This window comes from Pseudomonas sp. LBUM1649, assembly GCF_059716155.1.
This window is the reverse complement of sequence record NZ_CP166807.1, coordinates 3,880,297-3,897,869: the sequence shown is the minus strand read 5'-3', so window position 1 is coordinate 3,897,869 and position 17,573 is coordinate 3,880,297. Positions and strand designations below refer to the sequence as shown.

Below are 17,573 nucleotides of genomic sequence, written 5' to 3'. Positions count from 1 at the left end.
AAACACGACGGCCCACCGGAAGGCGGGCCGTTGCACAGCCAATCCAGGGGTCTATCAGTCCTGGCGGCTGGTCACTTCCAGCAGGTGATAGCCGAACTGGGTCTTGACCGGACCTTGCACCACGTTGAGCGGTGCGCTGAAGACCACGGTGTCGAACTCTTTGACCATCTGGCCCGGGCCGAACGAGCCCAGGTCACCACCCTGGCGGCTGGAAGGGCACGTGGAGTTGGATTTGGCGACTTCGGCGAAGTCTGCGCCAGCCTCGATTTGGGCCTTCAGTTCGTTGCACTTGGCTTCGCTGGCAACAAGGATGTGACGGGCAGTGGCTTTGGCCATGGGAAAACTCTCCATTCAATGTACGGTAAAATGCTGAGCCTACCGGATTCAGTGGGCTATTTCTCCTCAAAGTTCCGTTGCCAGCGGTCTGGACGGCAGGCTTGGGTCAAAGACCGGCTTTTTTCAAGCGCTCGGCATGCTGCACATAGAGATCGATCGGGTCGATGCGCTTTGCACTTTGACCGGCTGACGGGCGAAGGGTGCCCAGATGGTCCAGCGGATAGTCTGAGCGGATGATGGTACCCAGATGGGAACTGTAGCGGCCGACCAAGCCATCGTTCTGCAAGGGCTCAGTGGTGAAATAACGTGACAGCGCCCGCAGTAGGCCATGGAACGGATCAAGTGCGTCAAGTCCTTCATCCCGCCGCTGTCCCTGCAGGATGCCACTCCAGGAATAGTAGCGGACACCATTGACCTGTTCGCGACCCTTGCCACCCCAGATCTGCGGCAAGCCTTGAGGGTACTTCTGGTTGAATGCGCCCACGCCTTGCGTGGTCAAGGCGTTCAACGCGGCGACGGCATTTTGCGGCATCCGACGGTTGCCACTGAGCAACGACAGTAGGTCGGCGAACAGGGTGGCAACGGTTTCGGCCACCGTTTCCGGCAGTTCGCCGGGTGTCAGCGCCTTGCGCAGCAAGTCGGCCAGTTCCGACCCGTGGTTCGGTCCGCTGACGGACGTCACCGAGGCAACCTTGCCTGGCGCTGTCGCGGCGGCATAACGTGCGGTCAACGCGCCTTGGCTGTGGCCGATCAGATTGACCTTGTGGACGCCTGTGCCCTGCAGTACCCGCTGGATCTGCGCCAGAAGCTGTTCGCCGCGGACTTCGTTGCTGTGGGTGGCAGATACATGCGGGACGAACACGCTCGCCCCGGCGCACCGCAGGGCCTGCTTGACGTCGTGGAAGAGGTGCACGCTGCCGATCCGCTCGAAGCCGAAAAGCCCGTGCACCAGCAGGATTGGATAATGAGTCTTTGCATTCCGTTGCATGTTCATTCCTTTTTCCAGGGTTCAAGAAAGTGACTTCGACCTCACTCTAAAGACTCCAACGCCGCAGCGATGCATGAAATAGCCGCTGTGGCCTGGGGAAAACGGCATAGGCACGGTACGAATACGCGGAGGTGGATGTGGCCTTGGTCTTAAACTGCGCAGGTCTTTTGCGCGGGGCTTGAGGGTGGATGGGCAAAGGCCTGCTTCAGGCAGTAATGCTGTTCACTTTAGGTCAAGGGCTGCAGGTGCATATTTGGATTGGGTGTATATCCGTTGCTGTGGTAACGGCCACTGGCGGTTTCGCTCTTACAGGTCACTTGGAAAAGCCTGTAGGAGCGAGCATGCTCGCGATGGAGGTCAACGATGACGCGGGGAGCCTGACACCCCGTGGTGCACTCAGGTTTTTCGCGAGCATGCTCGCTCCTACAGGGCCCGCCGCGCTGGGCCAGGGATGGCCCATCGCGGCGACCCACGGAGCAATGCCTTCGTTACGGCATGCCGAGCCACAGCGAGGCACCGAGTGGTGGGGCAAGAGCCTTTTGGTTACTTTTGGCTGGGCCGGCATTCCGGCTCTTTCAAAAGTGACCCGCTAATGAAATGGCTACCCCCGCCGCCCCCTGCGATCGCCCACTAAGCTTTCGCAGGGGGCTCACCGGAGACTGTTGCCATGAACGAAATATCTATCGCCGCCATCGATTTGGGAAAACACACTTTTCACCTGCATGCGCAGGATGATCGTGGTCATGAAGTTTGCCGCAAAAAATTCACCCGGTCGGCACTCATGCAGTACCTGATGAATCTCCAACCCTGCACCGTCGTGATGGAAGCCTGTGGTGGCGCCCATTTCATGGCACAGGAGGTGGCCAAGCTTGGGCATATACCCAAGCTCATTGCCCCTCATCTCGTGCGCCCTTACGTGAAAAGCAACAAAAACGACTTCGCTGATGCCGAAGCGATTTGCGAGGCCGCTACTCGCCCAACGATGCGCTTTGTGCCGGTCAAAAACCAAGCCCAGCAAGCGCTGGCCATGCTCAACTCGACACGTGATGCGTTCATCAAGGACCGCACTGCGGCCGTCAATCGTATTCACGCCGCTCTTCTGGAGGTCGGCGTCAGCCTGGCCCCGAGCCTCAAATCGATTCGATCTCTTTCGGCGCTGCTTGAAGCGAGCTCAATGGCTCAGCCCTTCAAAAACACTCTGACGAGGCTGTATCAACACTTCAAGCATTTGGACGAGGAGATCAAATCGCTGGACAAGGATGTGGAGTGCCAGGCCGCTGAAGATGATCTGGCGACTCGTTTGATGACCATGCCGTGTGTCGGTCCGATCACCTCCACCGTCCTGGCTGCCGAATTGGGCGATGGCAAACAGTTCAAATGCGGCCGAGACTATTCAGCCTCGATCGGGCTGGTGCCCAAGCAGCATTCCACGGGCGGCAAAACCGTACTGCTGGGCATCAGCAAGCGCGGCGATCGCAACCAGCGACGCCTGCTTGTCCAGTGTGCCCGCGTTTACGTGAGGTATCTGGACCGCCAGAAAGGCTGGCTGGCGGACTGGGTCCGGCAGCTATTGGCCCACCATCACTCCAACCATGTGGTTTGCGCGCTGGCCAACAAGCTGGCGAGGATCGCCTGGGCGATTGCGGCACACCACACTGAATTCGATGCAGGGCCAAGCGCGATGAACGCCTGACCCTGCTGTCACCCGAGCATCACCCACCTGGTTTTGCGATGCTGGATAACTGATGACGTGAACGGCCAACCGGCCTGACGACAACCCTGGGCTTTTACACGGCTGAAAGGCCGTCTCGCTAATAAGGATCGTCGGGCATCGATTCTCATCGAGGCGCGGGGCTACACCCCCACTCAGACGCCGGATAGATGAAAGCAAGCCAACCACTCATCAAAAACAGTATTGCAGAAAAGGGGGTAACCATAGATGTAAAAGCGGAACCGTCAGTTGCCGTTACCGCAGCAATGGATATCCCCCCAATCCAGTTCTTATATACAACCCCATGCTTAAGTGAACAGCATTATGCTTCAGGCCAGGCATTTTCTCCTGCTGGCCGCCAACCCCTCTGCGCAAAAAAAAGACGGGTTGGCGTAGGATTTGTCAGCGGTTTTCCTGTGTCCGCAGCCGATCCGCCGCCTGGCGCAACAGCTGTTCTGTCCCGCTCCAACCCAGGCAGCCATCGGTGATCGATACGCCGTATTTCAGAGACGAGCTCAGCGGCTGGCAGCCCTCGAACAAATGGCTTTCGATCATCATGCCGATCAGCGAGCGATCACCCTGCAGGTGTTGTTCCAGTACGTCGTTGAACACAGCGGGTTGGCGCAGCGGATCTTTACTGCTGTTGGCGTGGCTGCAGTCGACCATGATCCGGGTCGGGATCTTCAGTCGGGTCAAGTCGCCGTGCACGCGGGCAATGCTGGCGCGATCGTAGTTCGGGCCGTGATGACCGCCGCGCAGTACCAGGTGGGTGTCCGCGTTGCCCTGGGTCTGGATGATCGCGGGATGGCCCTGGCTGTCGACACCGAAATGGCGATGTGGATGGGCGGCCGAGCGCATGGCGTCACAGGCCACGCCGACACCGCCGTCGGTGCCGTTCTTGAAGCCTACTGGCATGCCCAGGCCGCTGGCCATCTCCCGATGGATCTGCGATTCGGTGGTGCGGGCGCCAATGGCCACCCAGCTCAGCAGGTCATCGAAGTAGCCGGCGGCCATGGGTTGCAGCAGTTCAGTCGCCACCGGCAAGCCCAGCATGAGCATTTCACGCATCAGCTCGCGGGACAGGGTCAGACCGCCGGCCATGTCATCGCTGCCATTGAGGTGCGGATCGTAGGCCAGGCCTTTCCAGCCGACTGTGGTGCGAGGTTTTTCGACGTAGGCGCGCATTACCAGGAGCATCTGGTCGCTGACGTCGACGGCCAGGCGAGCCAGATTGTCGGCGTATTCGAGCGCTGATTTCGAATCGTGGATCGAACAGGGCCCGACGATGACCAGCAGGCGGGAGTCTTCACCGTCGAGGATCGCGCGAACCGCCTGACGATGAGCCGCGACTTGCCGGGCCAGGGCGTTGGACAGTGGCAATTGCTGTTTGAGTTGCAACGAACTTGGCAGGCGCAGGGTCAGCGCTTCGTTGGCAGGGTTGAGGGTCGACAGTGGCAGAGCAGAGACGGACGAGTTCATGTTCAGGCTTCCTGGGCGGCGGCGGGTCGTTCCCGCGCGCTCGGCCCTACTGGGGTGTTCGACAATTGGCCGGATTGGCTGCGTGTGGGTGCTTGCCACCTGTGGGTGACCGATCGGAGGCGGCAGGCTGTCCCGAGCGGAGGGTGGTAAATCGCCAGGCGCTAAAACTGTCGTGACGGTAATAAGTGGCGTAGTTCATTTCCAAAATCCTCTTGATGGCGGTACGTCGCTAAACGTGTCTGGAGCTAGTGCGGGGCCCAAAAAAACAAAACCCCCGATCGGGAGGCCGACCGGGGGTTGAAAATTCTCTGGTGGCGACCCGTTTGAAGTGGGCGCCGTGTGGGAATCAGGCGCGCCAGTGGCTAAACCAATACCCAAAATAAAAGCTTGCCGGAGCGCACACGTCGTTCACCCGGGCAGCCGCAACCGAGCGCGGGGCGCTGGCGGTACGAAGCGGTGGGCGGGCGTTGAACATGGTCTGTCTCCGATGAATGCACCGAGCTTACTAGAGGCCGGTACGAGGATTCAATCAGAAAATGCTATCGATCATCGACGGCGTTTTCTATCGCTTGAGTGCCCGTGAGGTTGTGACACACTCCTTGTTTTTTGAAAACAACCCACCGTCACAGGATCAAGCATGACGCCATTGCACGACGTTCGCCGGGGCTTGCCGGATGTTGACTGGCGCCCGGCGACGGACCTCGACCTCGATTTCGCCCGGGACCTGACCTGCAACAACATGCTGCGGTATTACATCCAGCACGGTCTGTTGTGGCTGGACGAAGCGTTCGATGTCGCCTGGGCCGGACGTGACAACCGGGTGATTGTGCGCGGCGAGCGTCGACTGGGATTCGTCAGCCTCAGTCGGGATGCCCGGGCGCTGTACATCCGCGAACTGCATGTTGGCCAGGCGTTTCGAGGACAGGGTGCCGGTTCCTGGGCAATCGATCAGGTATTGGCACTGGCGTGCAGGGAGCGGCGCCAGGTCTTGCGCTTGACGGTTTTTGAAAATAATCCGGCGCGGTCCTTGTACGAACGCAAGGGCCTGAAGGTGGTGGGCAGGGATGAGTGTTTCCTGCGCATGGAGCATGAAGTATCCGCTACGCCACGCTGAAACACGCTGCCGACAGGCCCGACAAGATGAATGGAAACTTTTTATATAACGCTTGGCGCTAGGTCTGCCAGTTGCTTTTTGCTAAGGTGGCGGGCAACCCAATAAGATCATATCGCGAGGTGTCTGCTTGATTAGGGTGCTAGTAGTCGATGACCATGATCTTGTTCGTACAGGCATTACTCGAATGCTGGCTGACATCGATGGCCTGCAGGTAGTCGGCCAGGCAGATTCCGGGGAAGAGTCCCTGCTCAAGGCGCGCGAGTTGAAACCCGATGTGGTCTTGATGGACGTCAAAATGCCCGGGATCGGCGGTCTTGAAGCCACCCGTAAACTATTGCGCAGCCATCCCGATATCAAGGTCGTCGCGGTGACCGTGTGTGAGGAAGATCCGTTTCCCACGCGACTGTTGCAAGCCGGTGCGGCGGGCTATCTGACCAAGGGCGCCGGATTGCCGGAAATGGTCCAGGCCATCCGCCTGGTGTTTGCCGGGCAGCGCTACATCAGCCCGCAAATTGCCCAGCAACTGGCGATCAAATCTTTCCAGCCGACCAACGATTCACCTTTTGACGCCCTGTCGGAGCGGGAAATCCAGATCGCGCTGATGATCGTCGGCTGCCAGAAAGTCCAGATCATTTCCGACAAGCTATGCCTGTCGCCGAAAACCGTGAACACCTACCGTTATCGCATTTTCGAGAAGCTTTCGATCAGCAGCGATGTCGAGTTGACGTTGTTGGCGGTGCGTCACGGCATGGTTGATGCCAGCCTCTGAAAATGACTGAAAACTTCGATCCAAGCGCCTTCCTGTCGACGGTCAGCGGGCGCCCCGGTGTCTATCGCATGTTCGACAGCGATGCGCGCCTGCTCTACGTCGGCAAGGCCAAGAATCTCAAGAATCGCCTGTCGAGCTACTTTCGAAAAACCGGCCTGGCCCCCAAGACAGCAGCGCTGGTAGCCCGTATCGCCCAGGTCGAAACGACCATCACGGCCAATGAAACCGAAGCCTTGCTGCTTGAGCAGACGCTGATCAAGGAGTGGCGTCCGCCGTACAACATCCTGCTGCGCGACGACAAATCCTACCCTTATGTCTTTCTCTCCGATGGCCAGTTTCCGCGCTTGAGCATCCACCGCGGGGCGAAGAAGGCCAAGGGCAAATACTTCGGTCCTTATCCGAGTGCCGGAGCGATTCGCGAAAGCCTGAGCCTGTTGCAGAAGACCTTTTTCGTTCGCCAGTGCGAAGACAGCTATTACAAGAACCGCACGCGGCCTTGCCTGCAATACCAGATCAAGCGCTGCAAGGCACCTTGTGTCGGCCTGGTCGACCCACAGGTGTATGCCGAAGATGTGCGGCACTCGGTGATGTTCCTCGAGGGTCGCAGCAATGCGTTGAGCGACGAGTTGTCCGCGGCCATGGAAGAGGCGGCGATCAACCTCGAGTTCGAGCGTGCCGCCGAACTGCGCGATCAGATTTCGCTGCTGCGCCGGGTTCAGGATCAACAGAGCATGGAAGGCGGCACGGGCGACGTCGATGTGATTGCAGCGTTCGTCAATCCGGGCGGCGCCTGTGTTCACCTGATCAGTGTGCGCGGCGGGCGAGTGCTGGGGAGCAAGAACTTCTTCCCCCAGGTGGGTATCGAAGAAGACGTGTCTGAAGTCATGGCGGCGTTTCTCGGCCAGTACTACATCAGCAGTCCCGAACGCGACTTGCCGAGCGAGCTGATCGTCAATGTGGTTCATGAAGATTTTCCGACACTGATCGCGGCCATTGACGAGTTGCGCGGTCGCGAACTGACCATCAGCCACCGGGTGCGCGGTACGCGTGCGCGCTGGCAGCAATTGGCGGTGACCAATGCCGAGCAGGCCCTGGGCGCGCGCCTGGCCAACCGACAACACGTTGCCGCGCGTTTCGACGCCCTGGCAGAAGTGCTCAAGCTGGACGAGCCACCCCAGCGCCTCGAGTGCTATGACATCAGTCACTCCAGCGGGGAGGCGACCGTGGCCTCGTGCGTGGTGTTTGGCCCTGAAGGCCCGATCAAGTCCGATTACCGGCGCTACAACATCGAAGGCGTTACGGCGGGCGATGACTACGCCGCCATGCACCAGGCGCTGACCCGGCGCTTCAGCAAGCTCAAGGACGGGGAGGGCAAGCTGCCGGACATCCTGTTGGTGGATGGCGGCAAGGGCCAGCTGTCGATGGCTCGCGACGTGCTCAATGAGCTGGCGGTCCCCGACCTGATCCTGCTCGGCGTGGCCAAGGGCGCGACGCGCAAGGCCGGTTTCGAAACCCTGTACCTCAACGACGCCGCCCACGAATTCACCTTGCGCGGTGATTCCCCCGCGCTGCACCTGATCCAGCAGATTCGCGACGAAGCCCACCGTTTTGCGATTACCGGGCACCGCGCGCGACGCGGGAAAACCCGGCGCACCTCGACCCTTGAAGGCGTTGCCGGGGTCGGGCCGACACGTCGCCGCGATTTGCTGAAACATTTTGGTGGATTGCAGGAGCTGTCTCGTGCCAGCATCGAAGAGATCGCAAAAGCCCCCGGGATCAGTAAAAAGCTCGCAGAGTTGATTTATGCCAATCTGCACAGCGAGTAGAATGCCCCCCTCACCTCGTAGCCAGTTGTGCCGATGAATATCCCTAATCTGATTACCGTACTACGCGTCCTGCTCATACCGATCTTCATTTTGCTGTTCTACCTGCCTTACCACTGGAGTTACCTGGCGTCAGCCTCGGTCTTCGCCTTCGCCGCCGCCACCGACTGGCTGGACGGGTATCTGGCCCGACGCCTGGAACAAAGTACGCCGTTCGGGGCCTTCCTCGACCCCGTGGCCGACAAGCTGATGGTCGCCGTTGCCCTGGTGTTGCTGGTACAGGAACACGGCAACCTGTGGCTCACACTGCCGGCTGCCGTGATCATCGGTCGCGAGATCGTGGTCTCGGCCTTGCGCGAATGGATGGCCGAACTCGGCGCCCGTGCGCACGTGGCCGTGTCGAACCTGGGCAAATGGAAAACCGCCGCGCAAATGCTGGCGCTGGTAATCCTTCTGGCCAATCCGTCGGACTTCAGCTTCTGGGTCTTGCTGGGTTACACCTTGCTGATGGTATCTGCAGGCCTGACATTGTGGTCCATGGTTCAATACTTGCGAGCTGCCTGGCCGCATCTGAAGACCGACGTTGAAAAGAAATAAAACTTTTTTGAATCAAGGGGTTGACGGGGCTTCTGGATTCTATAGAATGCGCCACACCAAGACGCGGGAATAGCTCAGTTGGTAGAGCACGACCTTGCCAAGGTCGGGGTCGCGAGTTCGAGTCTCGTTTCCCGCTCCAAGTTTTACGCATTTGATGTCGCGCTACTGACAACAGATGTTTTGAGGCCGAGTAGCAAAATGGTTATGCAGCGGATTGCAAATCCGCCTACGCCGGTTCGATTCCGACCTCGGCCTCCACTATAAACAACCCCGTAGATCGATGATCTGCGGGGTTTTTTATTGGCTTCAGGAAAGTGATGTGTTCCGCAATTTTTCGACGGTGCGAAAGTCGTCCACTCATAACTCACCCACCTATCAGATTTTTCCTACAAAAAAATTGACCGCAAGGCCTTCTGGACGTTAACTGTATATTCGTACAGTATTGGAAGTCGTGCGTCATGAGCTTTGCAATTTTAGGACCTATTGGCAAGGGCGGTCGGAAACTGCCGCTTTGTCTGTTCCAAGTGCCGGCAGGTTTTCCATCGCCAGCAGCGGATCACATCGAGGCGCACATCTCTCTGGATGAGGTGCTGAACATCCGCGCACCGCACGTCTACCTGGTATCGATCACCGGGGAGAGCATGCAAGGGGCGGGAATTTTTGAAGGTGATCTGGCGGTAGTGGACCGCTCGCTTGAACCAGCCCATGGCCATATCGTCGTTGCATTGCTGAACAACGATCCGGTCTGCAAGCGCCTGTGCATTCGCGGCAAGGACGTGATCCTGCTGTCGGAGAACCCCAAATACCCCCCGAGGTATGTTCTGGAAAGTGACGAACTGTCGATCTGGGGTGTGATCACGGGCAGTGTGCGCAGCCATGTCTAAGCCAGCGCCGGTCTACGGTCTTATCGATTGCAACAGCTTTTATGCCAGTTGCGAGCGGGTGTTTCGCCCGGACCTGGCCAAGGTGCCGATCGTCGTCCTCTCGAATAACGATGGCTGCGTCATCGCGCGCAGCTACGACGCAAAGCCTTTCGTGAAAATGGGTGAGCCGTATTTCCAGATAAAGAACACACTTCGACAGCAGGGCATCGTCGCCTTCTCGTCGAACTATGCCCTGTATGGCGATATGAGCGAACGGGTGATGACGCTGATCGAGTCGATGGTGCCAGCGATCGAGGTGTATAGCATCGATGAGGCTTTTGCCGACCTGTCCGGTATCGAAGGGCTGGACGTTCTCGGTCGACGGATTCGCAGCCAGGTGCTGCGGTGCACGGGTATCCCGGTCGGCGTTGGTATCGCCCCCACCAAGACTTTGGCCAAGTTGGCCAACCACACGGCTAAAAGGTTGCAGGCCCAGACTGGCGGCGTCGTGAATATTTGCGACCCGGTAAAACGAGATTGGGTACTTCGCAACACCGACGTGGGTGAAGTGTGGGGCGTGGGCAGGCGCATGAAAATGCACTTGAACGCACTAAGCATCAAGTCAGCCATGGACTTGGCCAAGGCGGATGCCTGGTCGCTGCGCAAAAACTTCAGCGTGGTGATCGAGAAGACCGCCCGGGAACTGGCGGGCACCCCGTGTCTGGAGCTGGATGAGCCGGACCCGCCGAAGCAGGAGATCTGCTGCAGCCGAATGTTTGGCATGAGGCTGAGGGAGCTTGCACCTATTAAGGAAGCCGTCGCCACCTACATGATGCGCGCCTCGGAAAAGCTCAGGGCGCAGAATTCTCTGTGCAAGAAGATCAGGGTCAGTATCCGTACCGGCATGTTCAATCCCGAGGAAGCCAAATACGCGAACGGTGTGGTGGTGGATCTGCCGTATCCAACAGATGACCTGCGTCTGCTGACCAGGACGGCTGTCGACGCGCTTGATCGAGTATTCCGCCCCGGATTCGCCTACAGCAAAGCTGAGGTCATGCTGCTGAACCTGTGCCAGCCAGGCGAGTATACGGATGATTTATTCGCCACCTCGCAACCGGCCGAGGCCAGCCGCGTCATGACGGTGCTGGATCAGATCAACGGAAGGTGGGGAAGGGGGACTCTTCGAGCCGCCAGTGTGCCGACCAATCCCGATTGGGGCATGCGCCGGGAGATGATGAGCCAGAGCTACACCACGAAGCTGGACCAGCTTTGGAAGGTGTCATGTATTTGATCAGGTAGTTTGGGCTTGCCGGTTGCTTGAGTAAGCTCACAATTCGATTGAGGCCTGCTGTGCGGGAGGGGGGCGAATGCAATAATTCCTTCTCGATTACCTCGTAGCGCTGAAGCTATTTATCCCGTATGCGGCCACGCCACTGGTAGTGATCGTTGCGCCTCTTTCATTGATGAACGTACCACCGCTGCCGCTGGTGAACAGGCATTCCGAGCGGTTCCCTGTGGTCGTGATCTCGCCTTGATTGATCGCGGTATTGGCGGTTCCCCGTGAAGAGGCCTGGACCCAGGAACTTGATGAAAGACCCTTCAAAGAGCACTTCTTTATTTCACCACGCCATTGGCTTTTTCCGGTGCGGGGACAGGCAGTTTGAGGTCGTTTTCGCAATGCAGTTCGCGCAGGTTCGCTATCGATCTTGCCCGATGCTGTAAAAAAGAACCGTAGATCCATGATTTAAGGCGCTTTTTTTTTCGCGACCAGCTCGATCCAGTGTTCGAAAAACACCATCGCAAACTTGCTTCACTCGGGCGGGATGTATATATTCCCCCCTCTGCTTCACCGCGCTACCGCCCGAATGGCGAAACTGGTAGACGCATGGGACTTAAAAGCATCTGACTGTCAACACCCCTCGCAATCCTTCCTCTTTTCCCATACCCCTCTGAACACCCCGTAGACGCTGGCTCTCAGCAACTTTCTGCCTAAAAAATCTGGCCATCCAGGCAACACTGCTTTTTATCCTTGGGAGCTATTTGGGAGCTGGGGCTCAAAAATTCGATAGCCATCGACTGCCTTCACTCTCTCATCTCAGCTCTCACCGAATTTATTTTCACTTTCCACGAAATATTTTTATGACCGCTTCTCGGCTCCCAAGCTGGCACTCTGGCTTTCGCCGGGCAATAAAAAACCCAGTCGCTGGGCTGGGTTCTTAGCGGGCCTTTGGCGTCGTGCCAGGGCCTCTGTCGAGCGTCGTGCTCTTGTGTCGCTGGTGGGTCAGGTCAAGCCGGGTGGCGCAGGAGCATTACGCTGGGCAATACATGTTCTGTGAAAACCGCACAACGTCTTCGCGCTTGTAAAAAACACGGCGGCTGATGCTCTTGTAAGCCGGGATTTGTTCCATGTGCTTGCCGGTATACCGCCAAAAACGCAGGGTGTCTGCTTTGACGCCGAGGATGTCAGCAGCCTGCTCAGGATTGATGTACTCGCTCATGCAACATTCCTTTTTTCAAAAAAAATCAACGGTTTACGTGCCAGACCGGGTCACTCCCTGATCTGTCAATATACGTTAAATTGTCGAAAAACTGCCGTCAAGGCGCGGATGCAACATATTTTCAATGGGTATGTCAAGCGCATACCGTTAAATGGGCAAAAAAAAGCCCCGACAGGAGAGAGTGAGAGCCTGTCAGGGCCGTGGCCGAAGCCTTGTGCTCAGGGAAAAAGGAGGTAAACCCTGAACACAACTAATTATAACATATAAATATTGTAAGTGTTGCTGTTGCGGTGCTTTTATTATCAAATTAGATTGTATTTAAGTGCAGATCACCGATCTCGTTTTGTGCTGCAAAGCCGTTGGTGCCGGGTTTATGTTTGATGCGGGCTAATACTGTTTCCCCCTCAGCCTTGATTAGGTCTTTGAGGCTTTCGATTTCGGTGTTGGTGGCTTTCGAGATCTTTTTGATAATGGTATTGCTGATCTGGATGGCCATCTGACTATTGCCAGCGCCGTAAACCCTGTGCCAAAAATGACGGCCTGCATGTTCACCCGACATTACTTGCAGTTCCATCAGGATAGTTTCACCGCCTGTTTTGGTCGGCTTGGCATTGAAAGATTTGAACATAATTATGGCGTCGTGAGTTGGCATGGCCTCTTTTGAGTCTGATTTTTTGACGACAATTGTAGTATCGAATTGCTTTTTGAACTTCCTTTTAATCGAGTTGATGTGGGACTTTGCAAATATTTGGCATGAGCGCCATGCAGCTGCTTCTTGGGATTCGCCTGGACGTGGACGGTTGCGGGGATATTGCATGTCGCGGAAGTATTCGTTGCCAGCGTGGTTGGTGTTGTCCACCTCGAATATGCGTTTCGCTATTTCTTGTTCGGTGGACGAGCTAATCATGCCGCCAATGATTCTATTTAATTCATATGACCGCCCACGGGCGCCTGTCGCACCTGTTGCTTTGCGCGAGGCGCCAGGCTTGTATTCGACTTCCAGGCCGTAAGTTGATTGATGGAGTTTGAGGTCGTCGATGTCGGCAGGTTGGCCGGGGTTATAAAAGCTGATGGCGTGGTTATGGCGATCCGGGTGGGTCGTGTACACGTAATAGCACTGCGATGGCACCCTCCAGCACGGATCGATTGCGCGGAGTACGCGACCATCGAGGAAGTCGTCCAAGGCCTCCAGCATAGCTGCGCAGATGGTGTTGTGCTCCTCGGGAAGGAATGGCCTTGATGCGGCGATGACAATGCGGAAGCGCGGGGCGACGAGAGTGTGGCTGTGGCTTGTATAGAGGAAGTGCTCTAGGTCGAGGTCAAGCAGGGCGTCTTCGATCTCTTCCAGGGCGATCATGTCGTCGTCATAGCCTTGGCCGAGCTTTTGATCGATGTCGAAAATAATGACCGACGACGAGATGACGTTTGCATCGCTGCGGGTAGGTAAACGAAAAGTGGCCGGTACGAACGTCGTGGCATTCGTTTTCTCAGCCAAAACTGTGGGTACTTTAAAGTGTTTCGCGAACAGGACATTCAATGTGTCGGCTGTTTGTGCTGATACATAGCCGGTAGCTGCTGATGTTTGGGTTGAATACTTGATCATGATTGAGTTCTCTCTTTAATTTTGGGCTCTCACACCCTTGATGTCTATAGTATTAAATTGGAGCAAGTGGTGGTGCAAGGGGTGTTTCAATATTTTTTAATATGTTGTCGCTAACTAAGTTAGTTGGGAGCAGTCGAGAGCTGAGATGCGCTGTACATGGCAGTTAAAAGATGAGGTTGTTTTGAGCTGGGTTCGGCTGAGTTGAGCTGAGTTGGGCTTCAAGGGGGTTTACAAAAAGTTTTTCTGAGCCAAGATGGGGTTCCTCTCATCACTCAGGTGCTACCCCCACTACCCATCTCTCTATATAATAAGAAAATAGGAATGAGCTACCCCCACTACTATAGCGAGCATCGGTGGGCCATCCCCCCTGGTTTAGGAAAACTTCTTTAAGGTTGTTAGGCTCAAGTAAAATATAGGTGAATTATTTATTTTGTCTAATTTAATGATGGCTATTGTTTTAGTTGTTGCTCAAATTTAATAATGGGTTTGTGTCGTGAGAGGCGCACATCAACTTAAAAGGAAAGTAGTATGAGTAACTCAAAATCTAAAGTAGAGCGCAAAGTGGAAGTCATAACTAATGCAGGCAGCGACGTGACGAAAGTCGAGCGAGAGGTAGTTGTCATCGACAATAACCAAGAGTCTCTGGATAGGGCGCTTGAGCTGAAAGAGTTCGATAATGTAACTCGCTTGATGTCTGTCGATGGCAATGTCCTTCGCGCCGTTTCAGTGGCTTACAAGACCGCGTCAGGGCTGCACAGCGAAGCGCATGGCCAGATCACCAGGTGCATCTACAACATGTCAAAGCTGTCCATTGCTCTGTTAATCGCCCAAAACGACGGCAGCGACAAAGCATTCGACGCGGCTGCTTTTGAAATCGCACGTGATGCGTTCGTGAGCGGCAAGCTTAAGGAAAAAGCCGGCACACTGGCCCTGGCCTCAGGTCGCACTAAGGAAGCCTGCTTCGCCACGATCAATCGTAAGCTCACTCAGATGGTTGAGCAGATGAGCGCCAGGACAAACCTTATCGCAGCTCCAGGTGAGCATGCAGAGAGCCCAGAGGCGATCACAGCGATCATACTGAAAGAGGGTGGCAAGTTCGCCATAGGCCTTCCAACAGGTGACGGCAAGACATCGAAGATCAACAACCCAGTCATTCAGTCGTATCTTGATGCGGGCAAAAAAGTCCTGGTGATCTCCCACCGCCGTTCGATCAACAAAAACACAGCGACCATGGAAGGCATAGTCAGCTACGACGAGTGCGACCACCCCGACGTCCTGCTCAACGCCAAAGGCTTAAAGATCGTCGTCAACTCACTCTCGAACATCAAGTTCAAACACTTCATCGGGAACGCAGACCTGGTTGTGATCGACGAGGCATCACAAGTGATCAGCCACGTACTCGGCGGCGAAGTCAAAAACCGCCAGGACGTGTGGGATGCCCTCAATTTTGTCGTCAAGAACACAAAAAACGTGATCTTCACTGATGCCGACATCGACAGCCGTTGCATGACGATGCTTGGTGAGTGCCGTCTGTTTCGCAAGTCCGCAGATCACTCCGGCATCACGGTGCGCACTGGCGACATCAACCACGTCAGAGCCCTGGCTATTGAAGCCGCGATTGGCCGAAAAGCTGATCCAAAGAACGATATTACGGAGCTTGCGGCCACGAATGTTTTGATCGCATGCGACACTGTTAAAGAAGCCATGGCCCTGGCAAAGGCAATTGAAAAGAAAGGTGGGCCAAGGGCTCTGGTTATCACCGCTGACAATGCTAGGTGGCCAGAGCAGGCGGCATTTATCGCAGATCCAAACTCGACAGCTCACAGCGTGGTGATCTACAGCCCAGTCATTACATCTGCGCTCTCGATTACATCGGGACACTTCAAATCGCACTTCGGCATCTTCCAGGGCCAAGTGGTGCCATCTGATGCGATCCAGATGCTTCGCCGCGACAGGAAGTCAAAGAAGTTCGTGTTGGGCATCAAAAACTCGGACTATCAGAAGTCTGAAGTGGTCGACGTCAAATTCTCAGACGTAAATACACAACGCCAGGTCGTCAGCGAGCGGATGGAGGCACTGGACGTGGCTTTTGCAAAGATGAATCTTTCGGATGATGAAAAAAACAAAATCCGCGCTGCGACAGCACTTTTCTCCAAGCCTAGCGCGTTTCGTGCTCTTGAGTACAAGCACTGCAGTGACGAGGCATGGCTTAAAGACCATATCCAGAACACTCTGCCAGCAACGCTGATTGCCCAGGGTTTTAAGGTCGATGTTATTGAGTTCGATGATGAGCTCAGCAAAGCCGGATTTGTAGGAAATAGCCAAGGTCGTAAGGCCATAAAAAAAGAAGCGGCAGGCAAGCTCCTAGCGTCCAAAGCGGCGACCGTGGAGATGGTCAAGGCCGTTGAAGATGCAGGTTCATCGGACGAAGTGGAGTTGATCTCTGTACGTCGCGCCAGAGCTGAGGAAGTGATGAATGTAGGAGTCCTGACTGAGGCGGACGCAAAGGTGTGGGGCAGTGGAGAAGGAGAGGTCAAGATCCGCAATTTCCGCAAGCTCTTTGATGGCCTCGAGTATGCGGGCAGCTCCAGCGATGATGTTTTTGGCTTGCTGCGAGCTGCATCGAAAGTGATGAGCGAAACGGATAGCTGGACTGGCGATGACTGTGTGGCTATTTACGACAAGCTTAATGCGATGCGTCATGAAGTGATCAGGCTTGGCATCAAAATTAGCAATGCGAAGTCAGATCAAGCCAAAAAGGCTGATATCACAAAGATCTTTAGCCAGTTCGGGTTAAACGTCAAGAGGCGCGAGCACACTAAGGGGGCCAATGGTGCCAAGAACTTCTTTTACGTAATCACTGCCGACTCAATCGCTCAAATGAACCGCTACATTTAAGCGCGTAACCTCACGACGAATCCCCAGGGCCACGATGGCCCGAATATACCCCAAATAAATATCTTGCCAAACTTCGAAAGTAGTTGTTGATCCATCAATGGTTCATCTTTAATATAAAAGCATAAGAACTATAAAAAAGGAAAAGTTCATGACTGCTTTTATCGATATATCAAAACACGAAATTGATATGGGTGAGGTTGACGAGATCAGAGCCTGCCTGATGAAGCCTTGGGGCTACTTAGAGCTTGATAGGGGATTGCTCTACAATATCGCTAAAACATGCATTCACGCACTACACAAGGTGCCTTGGAACGCATACAATGCACAGCACTACAGCGGGCAAGTAGTAACTGTTGATGAAGTGATTTTTCTTCCGGACTTGCCGCCAGTACCTAAGCCGTATCGCAGCTGGCCAGAAGCTTTCATCATGATTTTTGGCGGCCTGCAGGATTGCGAGTACGAGCCAAAGCAACACAAGCTGAAGTACGTAGTCGAACACACCTACAGTCCTGACTCTGTTGACCCGGAAAACAACAAGATAGTTTTTGAGATTAAGGGGGTTATCCCAACGCTAGAGGATGCACGGAAATATAAAACCGTGGCGCAACAAAATGGCGTCCACATCATCTTTATCTTGCAAGAGAAAGACATCATCTGCCCATGGTCTAGGCCCCGCAAAGACGGCTCAAGGATGTCCCAGGAAGAATGGATCGCCGACAAAGGCTTTGATTTCTGCTATCAGGGTGAAGAAGAGGCCTTCCGCAAGACCGATAAATACCGTAAGTTGGTAGAAACATTCGGCAAATAACAGTAGTAACTACATGACGAAAAGAACACCAAGGGCCACGATGGCTCTTTTTTTTGCGCACAAATAAGTGCTTCTAATAGTGTTAC

Annotated in this window: 15 protein-coding genes and 2 tRNA genes; 11 read left to right on the top strand and 6 right to left on the bottom strand. The window is 55.4% G+C overall.

All coding sequences use genetic code 11. From position 1 onward, the window contains the following. Positions 1–54 precede the first annotated feature (54 nt). Together ACA058_RS18095 and ACA058_RS18090 are read right to left on the bottom strand one after the other, a co-directional pair. Positions 55–336: a peptidylprolyl isomerase gene (locus ACA058_RS18095; protein ID WP_497635240.1), complete on the bottom strand. Its 282-nt coding sequence runs from the start codon at positions 334–336 to the stop codon at positions 55–57. Positions 337–442: 106 nt separating this feature from the next. Next, the gene (locus ACA058_RS18090; protein ID WP_497635239.1) at positions 443–1,324 is read right to left on the bottom strand and encodes an esterase/lipase family protein; all 882 of its coding nucleotides are present in this window, start codon (positions 1,322–1,324) and stop codon (positions 443–445) included. Between the two features lie 667 nt (positions 1,325–1,991). On the opposite strand from ACA058_RS18090, the gene ACA058_RS18085 reads away from it, so the two are divergent. Next, positions 1,992–3,017 (top strand): IS110 family RNA-guided transposase, encoded by a 1,026-nt coding sequence (locus tag ACA058_RS18085; RefSeq protein WP_497634895.1) that lies wholly within the window; start codon positions 1,992–1,994, stop codon positions 3,015–3,017. A gap of 420 nt (positions 3,018–3,437) precedes the next feature. On the opposite strand, the gene ACA058_RS18080 is transcribed toward ACA058_RS18085, so the two are convergent. After that, a complete protein-coding gene (locus ACA058_RS18080; protein ID WP_497635237.1) occupies positions 3,438–4,514 on the bottom strand; it encodes a 3-deoxy-7-phosphoheptulonate synthase in 1,077 nt (358 codons plus the stop codon). A 637-nt stretch (positions 4,515–5,151) separates the two neighbouring features. Here ACA058_RS18080 and ACA058_RS18075 point away from each other — a divergent pair. From ACA058_RS18075 to umuC, 8 genes are all read left to right on the top strand, one after another. Further along, on the top strand, positions 5,152–5,628 hold the full coding sequence (locus ACA058_RS18075; protein ID WP_497635235.1) for a GNAT family N-acetyltransferase: 477 nt from the start codon (positions 5,152–5,154) through the stop codon (positions 5,626–5,628). Positions 5,629–5,755: 127 nt separating this feature from the next. Beyond that, positions 5,756–6,397, top strand: coding sequence for a response regulator transcription factor GacA (gene gacA, locus ACA058_RS18070; protein ID WP_497635234.1), 642 nt, complete (start codon positions 5,756–5,758; stop codon positions 6,395–6,397). Between the two features lie 2 nt (positions 6,398–6,399). Continuing rightward, the gene (uvrC, locus tag ACA058_RS18065) at positions 6,400–8,223 is read left to right on the top strand and encodes an excinuclease ABC subunit UvrC (protein WP_497635233.1); all 1,824 of its coding nucleotides are present in this window, start codon (positions 6,400–6,402) and stop codon (positions 8,221–8,223) included. 33 nt (positions 8,224–8,256) lie between these two features. Then, a complete protein-coding gene (gene pgsA / locus ACA058_RS18060; protein WP_150734258.1) occupies positions 8,257–8,817 on the top strand; it encodes a CDP-diacylglycerol--glycerol-3-phosphate 3-phosphatidyltransferase in 561 nt (186 codons plus the stop codon). A 63-nt stretch (positions 8,818–8,880) separates the two neighbouring features. After that, positions 8,881–8,956, top strand: a tRNA-Gly gene (locus ACA058_RS18055). Between the two features lie 45 nt (positions 8,957–9,001). Further along, positions 9,002–9,075: transfer RNA gene (locus ACA058_RS18050), tRNA-Cys, on the top strand. 200 nt (positions 9,076–9,275) lie between these two features. After that, positions 9,276–9,701, top strand: a complete 426-nt coding sequence (locus tag ACA058_RS18045; RefSeq protein ID WP_497635232.1) for a LexA family protein — start codon at positions 9,276–9,278, stop codon at positions 9,699–9,701. Beyond that, positions 9,694–10,971, top strand: coding sequence for a translesion error-prone DNA polymerase V subunit UmuC (umuC, locus tag ACA058_RS18040; RefSeq protein ID WP_497635231.1), 1,278 nt, complete (start codon positions 9,694–9,696; stop codon positions 10,969–10,971). Before ACA058_RS18045 ends, umuC begins: the two co-directional genes overlap by 8 nt. 96 nt (positions 10,972–11,067) lie before the next feature. Here umuC and ACA058_RS18035 read toward each other — a convergent pair whose 3' ends face one another. The 3 genes from ACA058_RS18035 to ACA058_RS18025 form a co-directional block, all read right to left on the bottom strand. Continuing rightward, positions 11,068–11,421, bottom strand: a complete 354-nt coding sequence (locus ACA058_RS18035; protein ID WP_497635230.1) for a hypothetical protein — start codon at positions 11,419–11,421, stop codon at positions 11,068–11,070. A gap of 568 nt (positions 11,422–11,989) precedes the next feature. Beyond that, entirely contained in the window at positions 11,990–12,178 is a 189-nt protein-coding gene (locus ACA058_RS18030; RefSeq protein WP_497635229.1) for a helix-turn-helix domain-containing protein, read from the bottom strand. A gap of 307 nt (positions 12,179–12,485) precedes the next feature. Beyond that, on the bottom strand, positions 12,486–13,781 hold the full coding sequence (locus ACA058_RS18025; protein ID WP_497635228.1) for a hypothetical protein: 1,296 nt from the start codon (positions 13,779–13,781) through the stop codon (positions 12,486–12,488). 528 nt (positions 13,782–14,309) lie between these two features. On the opposite strand from ACA058_RS18025, the gene ACA058_RS18020 reads away from it, so the two are divergent. After that, on the top strand, positions 14,310–16,679 hold the full coding sequence (locus ACA058_RS18020; protein WP_497635227.1) for a replication protein RepA: 2,370 nt from the start codon (positions 14,310–14,312) through the stop codon (positions 16,677–16,679). A gap of 148 nt (positions 16,680–16,827) precedes the next feature. Beyond that, positions 16,828–17,487: a PDDEXK family nuclease gene (locus ACA058_RS18015; protein ID WP_497635226.1), complete on the top strand. Its 660-nt coding sequence runs from the start codon at positions 16,828–16,830 to the stop codon at positions 17,485–17,487. Positions 17,488–17,573: the final 86 nt, after the last annotated feature.

Excerpts from the sequence above, each read along its gene's own strand:
- ACA058_RS18080 (WP_497635237.1), bottom strand. The coding sequence starts at position 4,514 with ATGAACTCGTCCGTCTCTGCTCTGCCACTGTCGACCCTCAACCCTGCC.
- ACA058_RS18030 (WP_497635229.1), bottom strand. The coding sequence starts at position 12,178 with ATGAGCGAGTACATCAATCCTGAGCAGGCTGCTGACATCCTCGGCGTC.
- umuC (WP_497635231.1), top strand. The coding sequence starts at position 9,694 with ATGTCTAAGCCAGCGCCGGTCTACGGTCTTATCGATTGCAACAGCTTT.
- ACA058_RS18035 (WP_497635230.1), bottom strand. The coding sequence starts at position 11,421 with ATGGATCTACGGTTCTTTTTTACAGCATCGGGCAAGATCGATAGCGAA.
- ACA058_RS18025 (WP_497635228.1), bottom strand. The coding sequence starts at position 13,781 with ATGATCAAGTATTCAACCCAAACATCAGCAGCTACCGGCTATGTATCA.
- ACA058_RS18085 (WP_497634895.1), top strand. The coding sequence starts at position 1,992 with ATGAACGAAATATCTATCGCCGCCATCGATTTGGGAAAACACACTTTT.
- ACA058_RS18015 (WP_497635226.1), top strand. The coding sequence starts at position 16,828 with ATGACTGCTTTTATCGATATATCAAAACACGAAATTGATATGGGTGAG.
- ACA058_RS18045 (WP_497635232.1), top strand. The coding sequence starts at position 9,276 with ATGAGCTTTGCAATTTTAGGACCTATTGGCAAGGGCGGTCGGAAACTG.
- pgsA (WP_150734258.1), top strand. The coding sequence starts at position 8,257 with ATGAATATCCCTAATCTGATTACCGTACTACGCGTCCTGCTCATACCG.
- ACA058_RS18095 (WP_497635240.1), bottom strand. The coding sequence starts at position 336 with ATGGCCAAAGCCACTGCCCGTCACATCCTTGTTGCCAGCGAAGCCAAG.
- ACA058_RS18090 (WP_497635239.1), bottom strand. The coding sequence starts at position 1,324 with ATGCAACGGAATGCAAAGACTCATTATCCAATCCTGCTGGTGCACGGG.
- ACA058_RS18020 (WP_497635227.1), top strand. The coding sequence starts at position 14,310 with ATGAGTAACTCAAAATCTAAAGTAGAGCGCAAAGTGGAAGTCATAACT.
- ACA058_RS18075 (WP_497635235.1), top strand. The coding sequence starts at position 5,152 with ATGACGCCATTGCACGACGTTCGCCGGGGCTTGCCGGATGTTGACTGG.
- uvrC (WP_497635233.1), top strand. The coding sequence starts at position 6,400 with ATGACTGAAAACTTCGATCCAAGCGCCTTCCTGTCGACGGTCAGCGGG.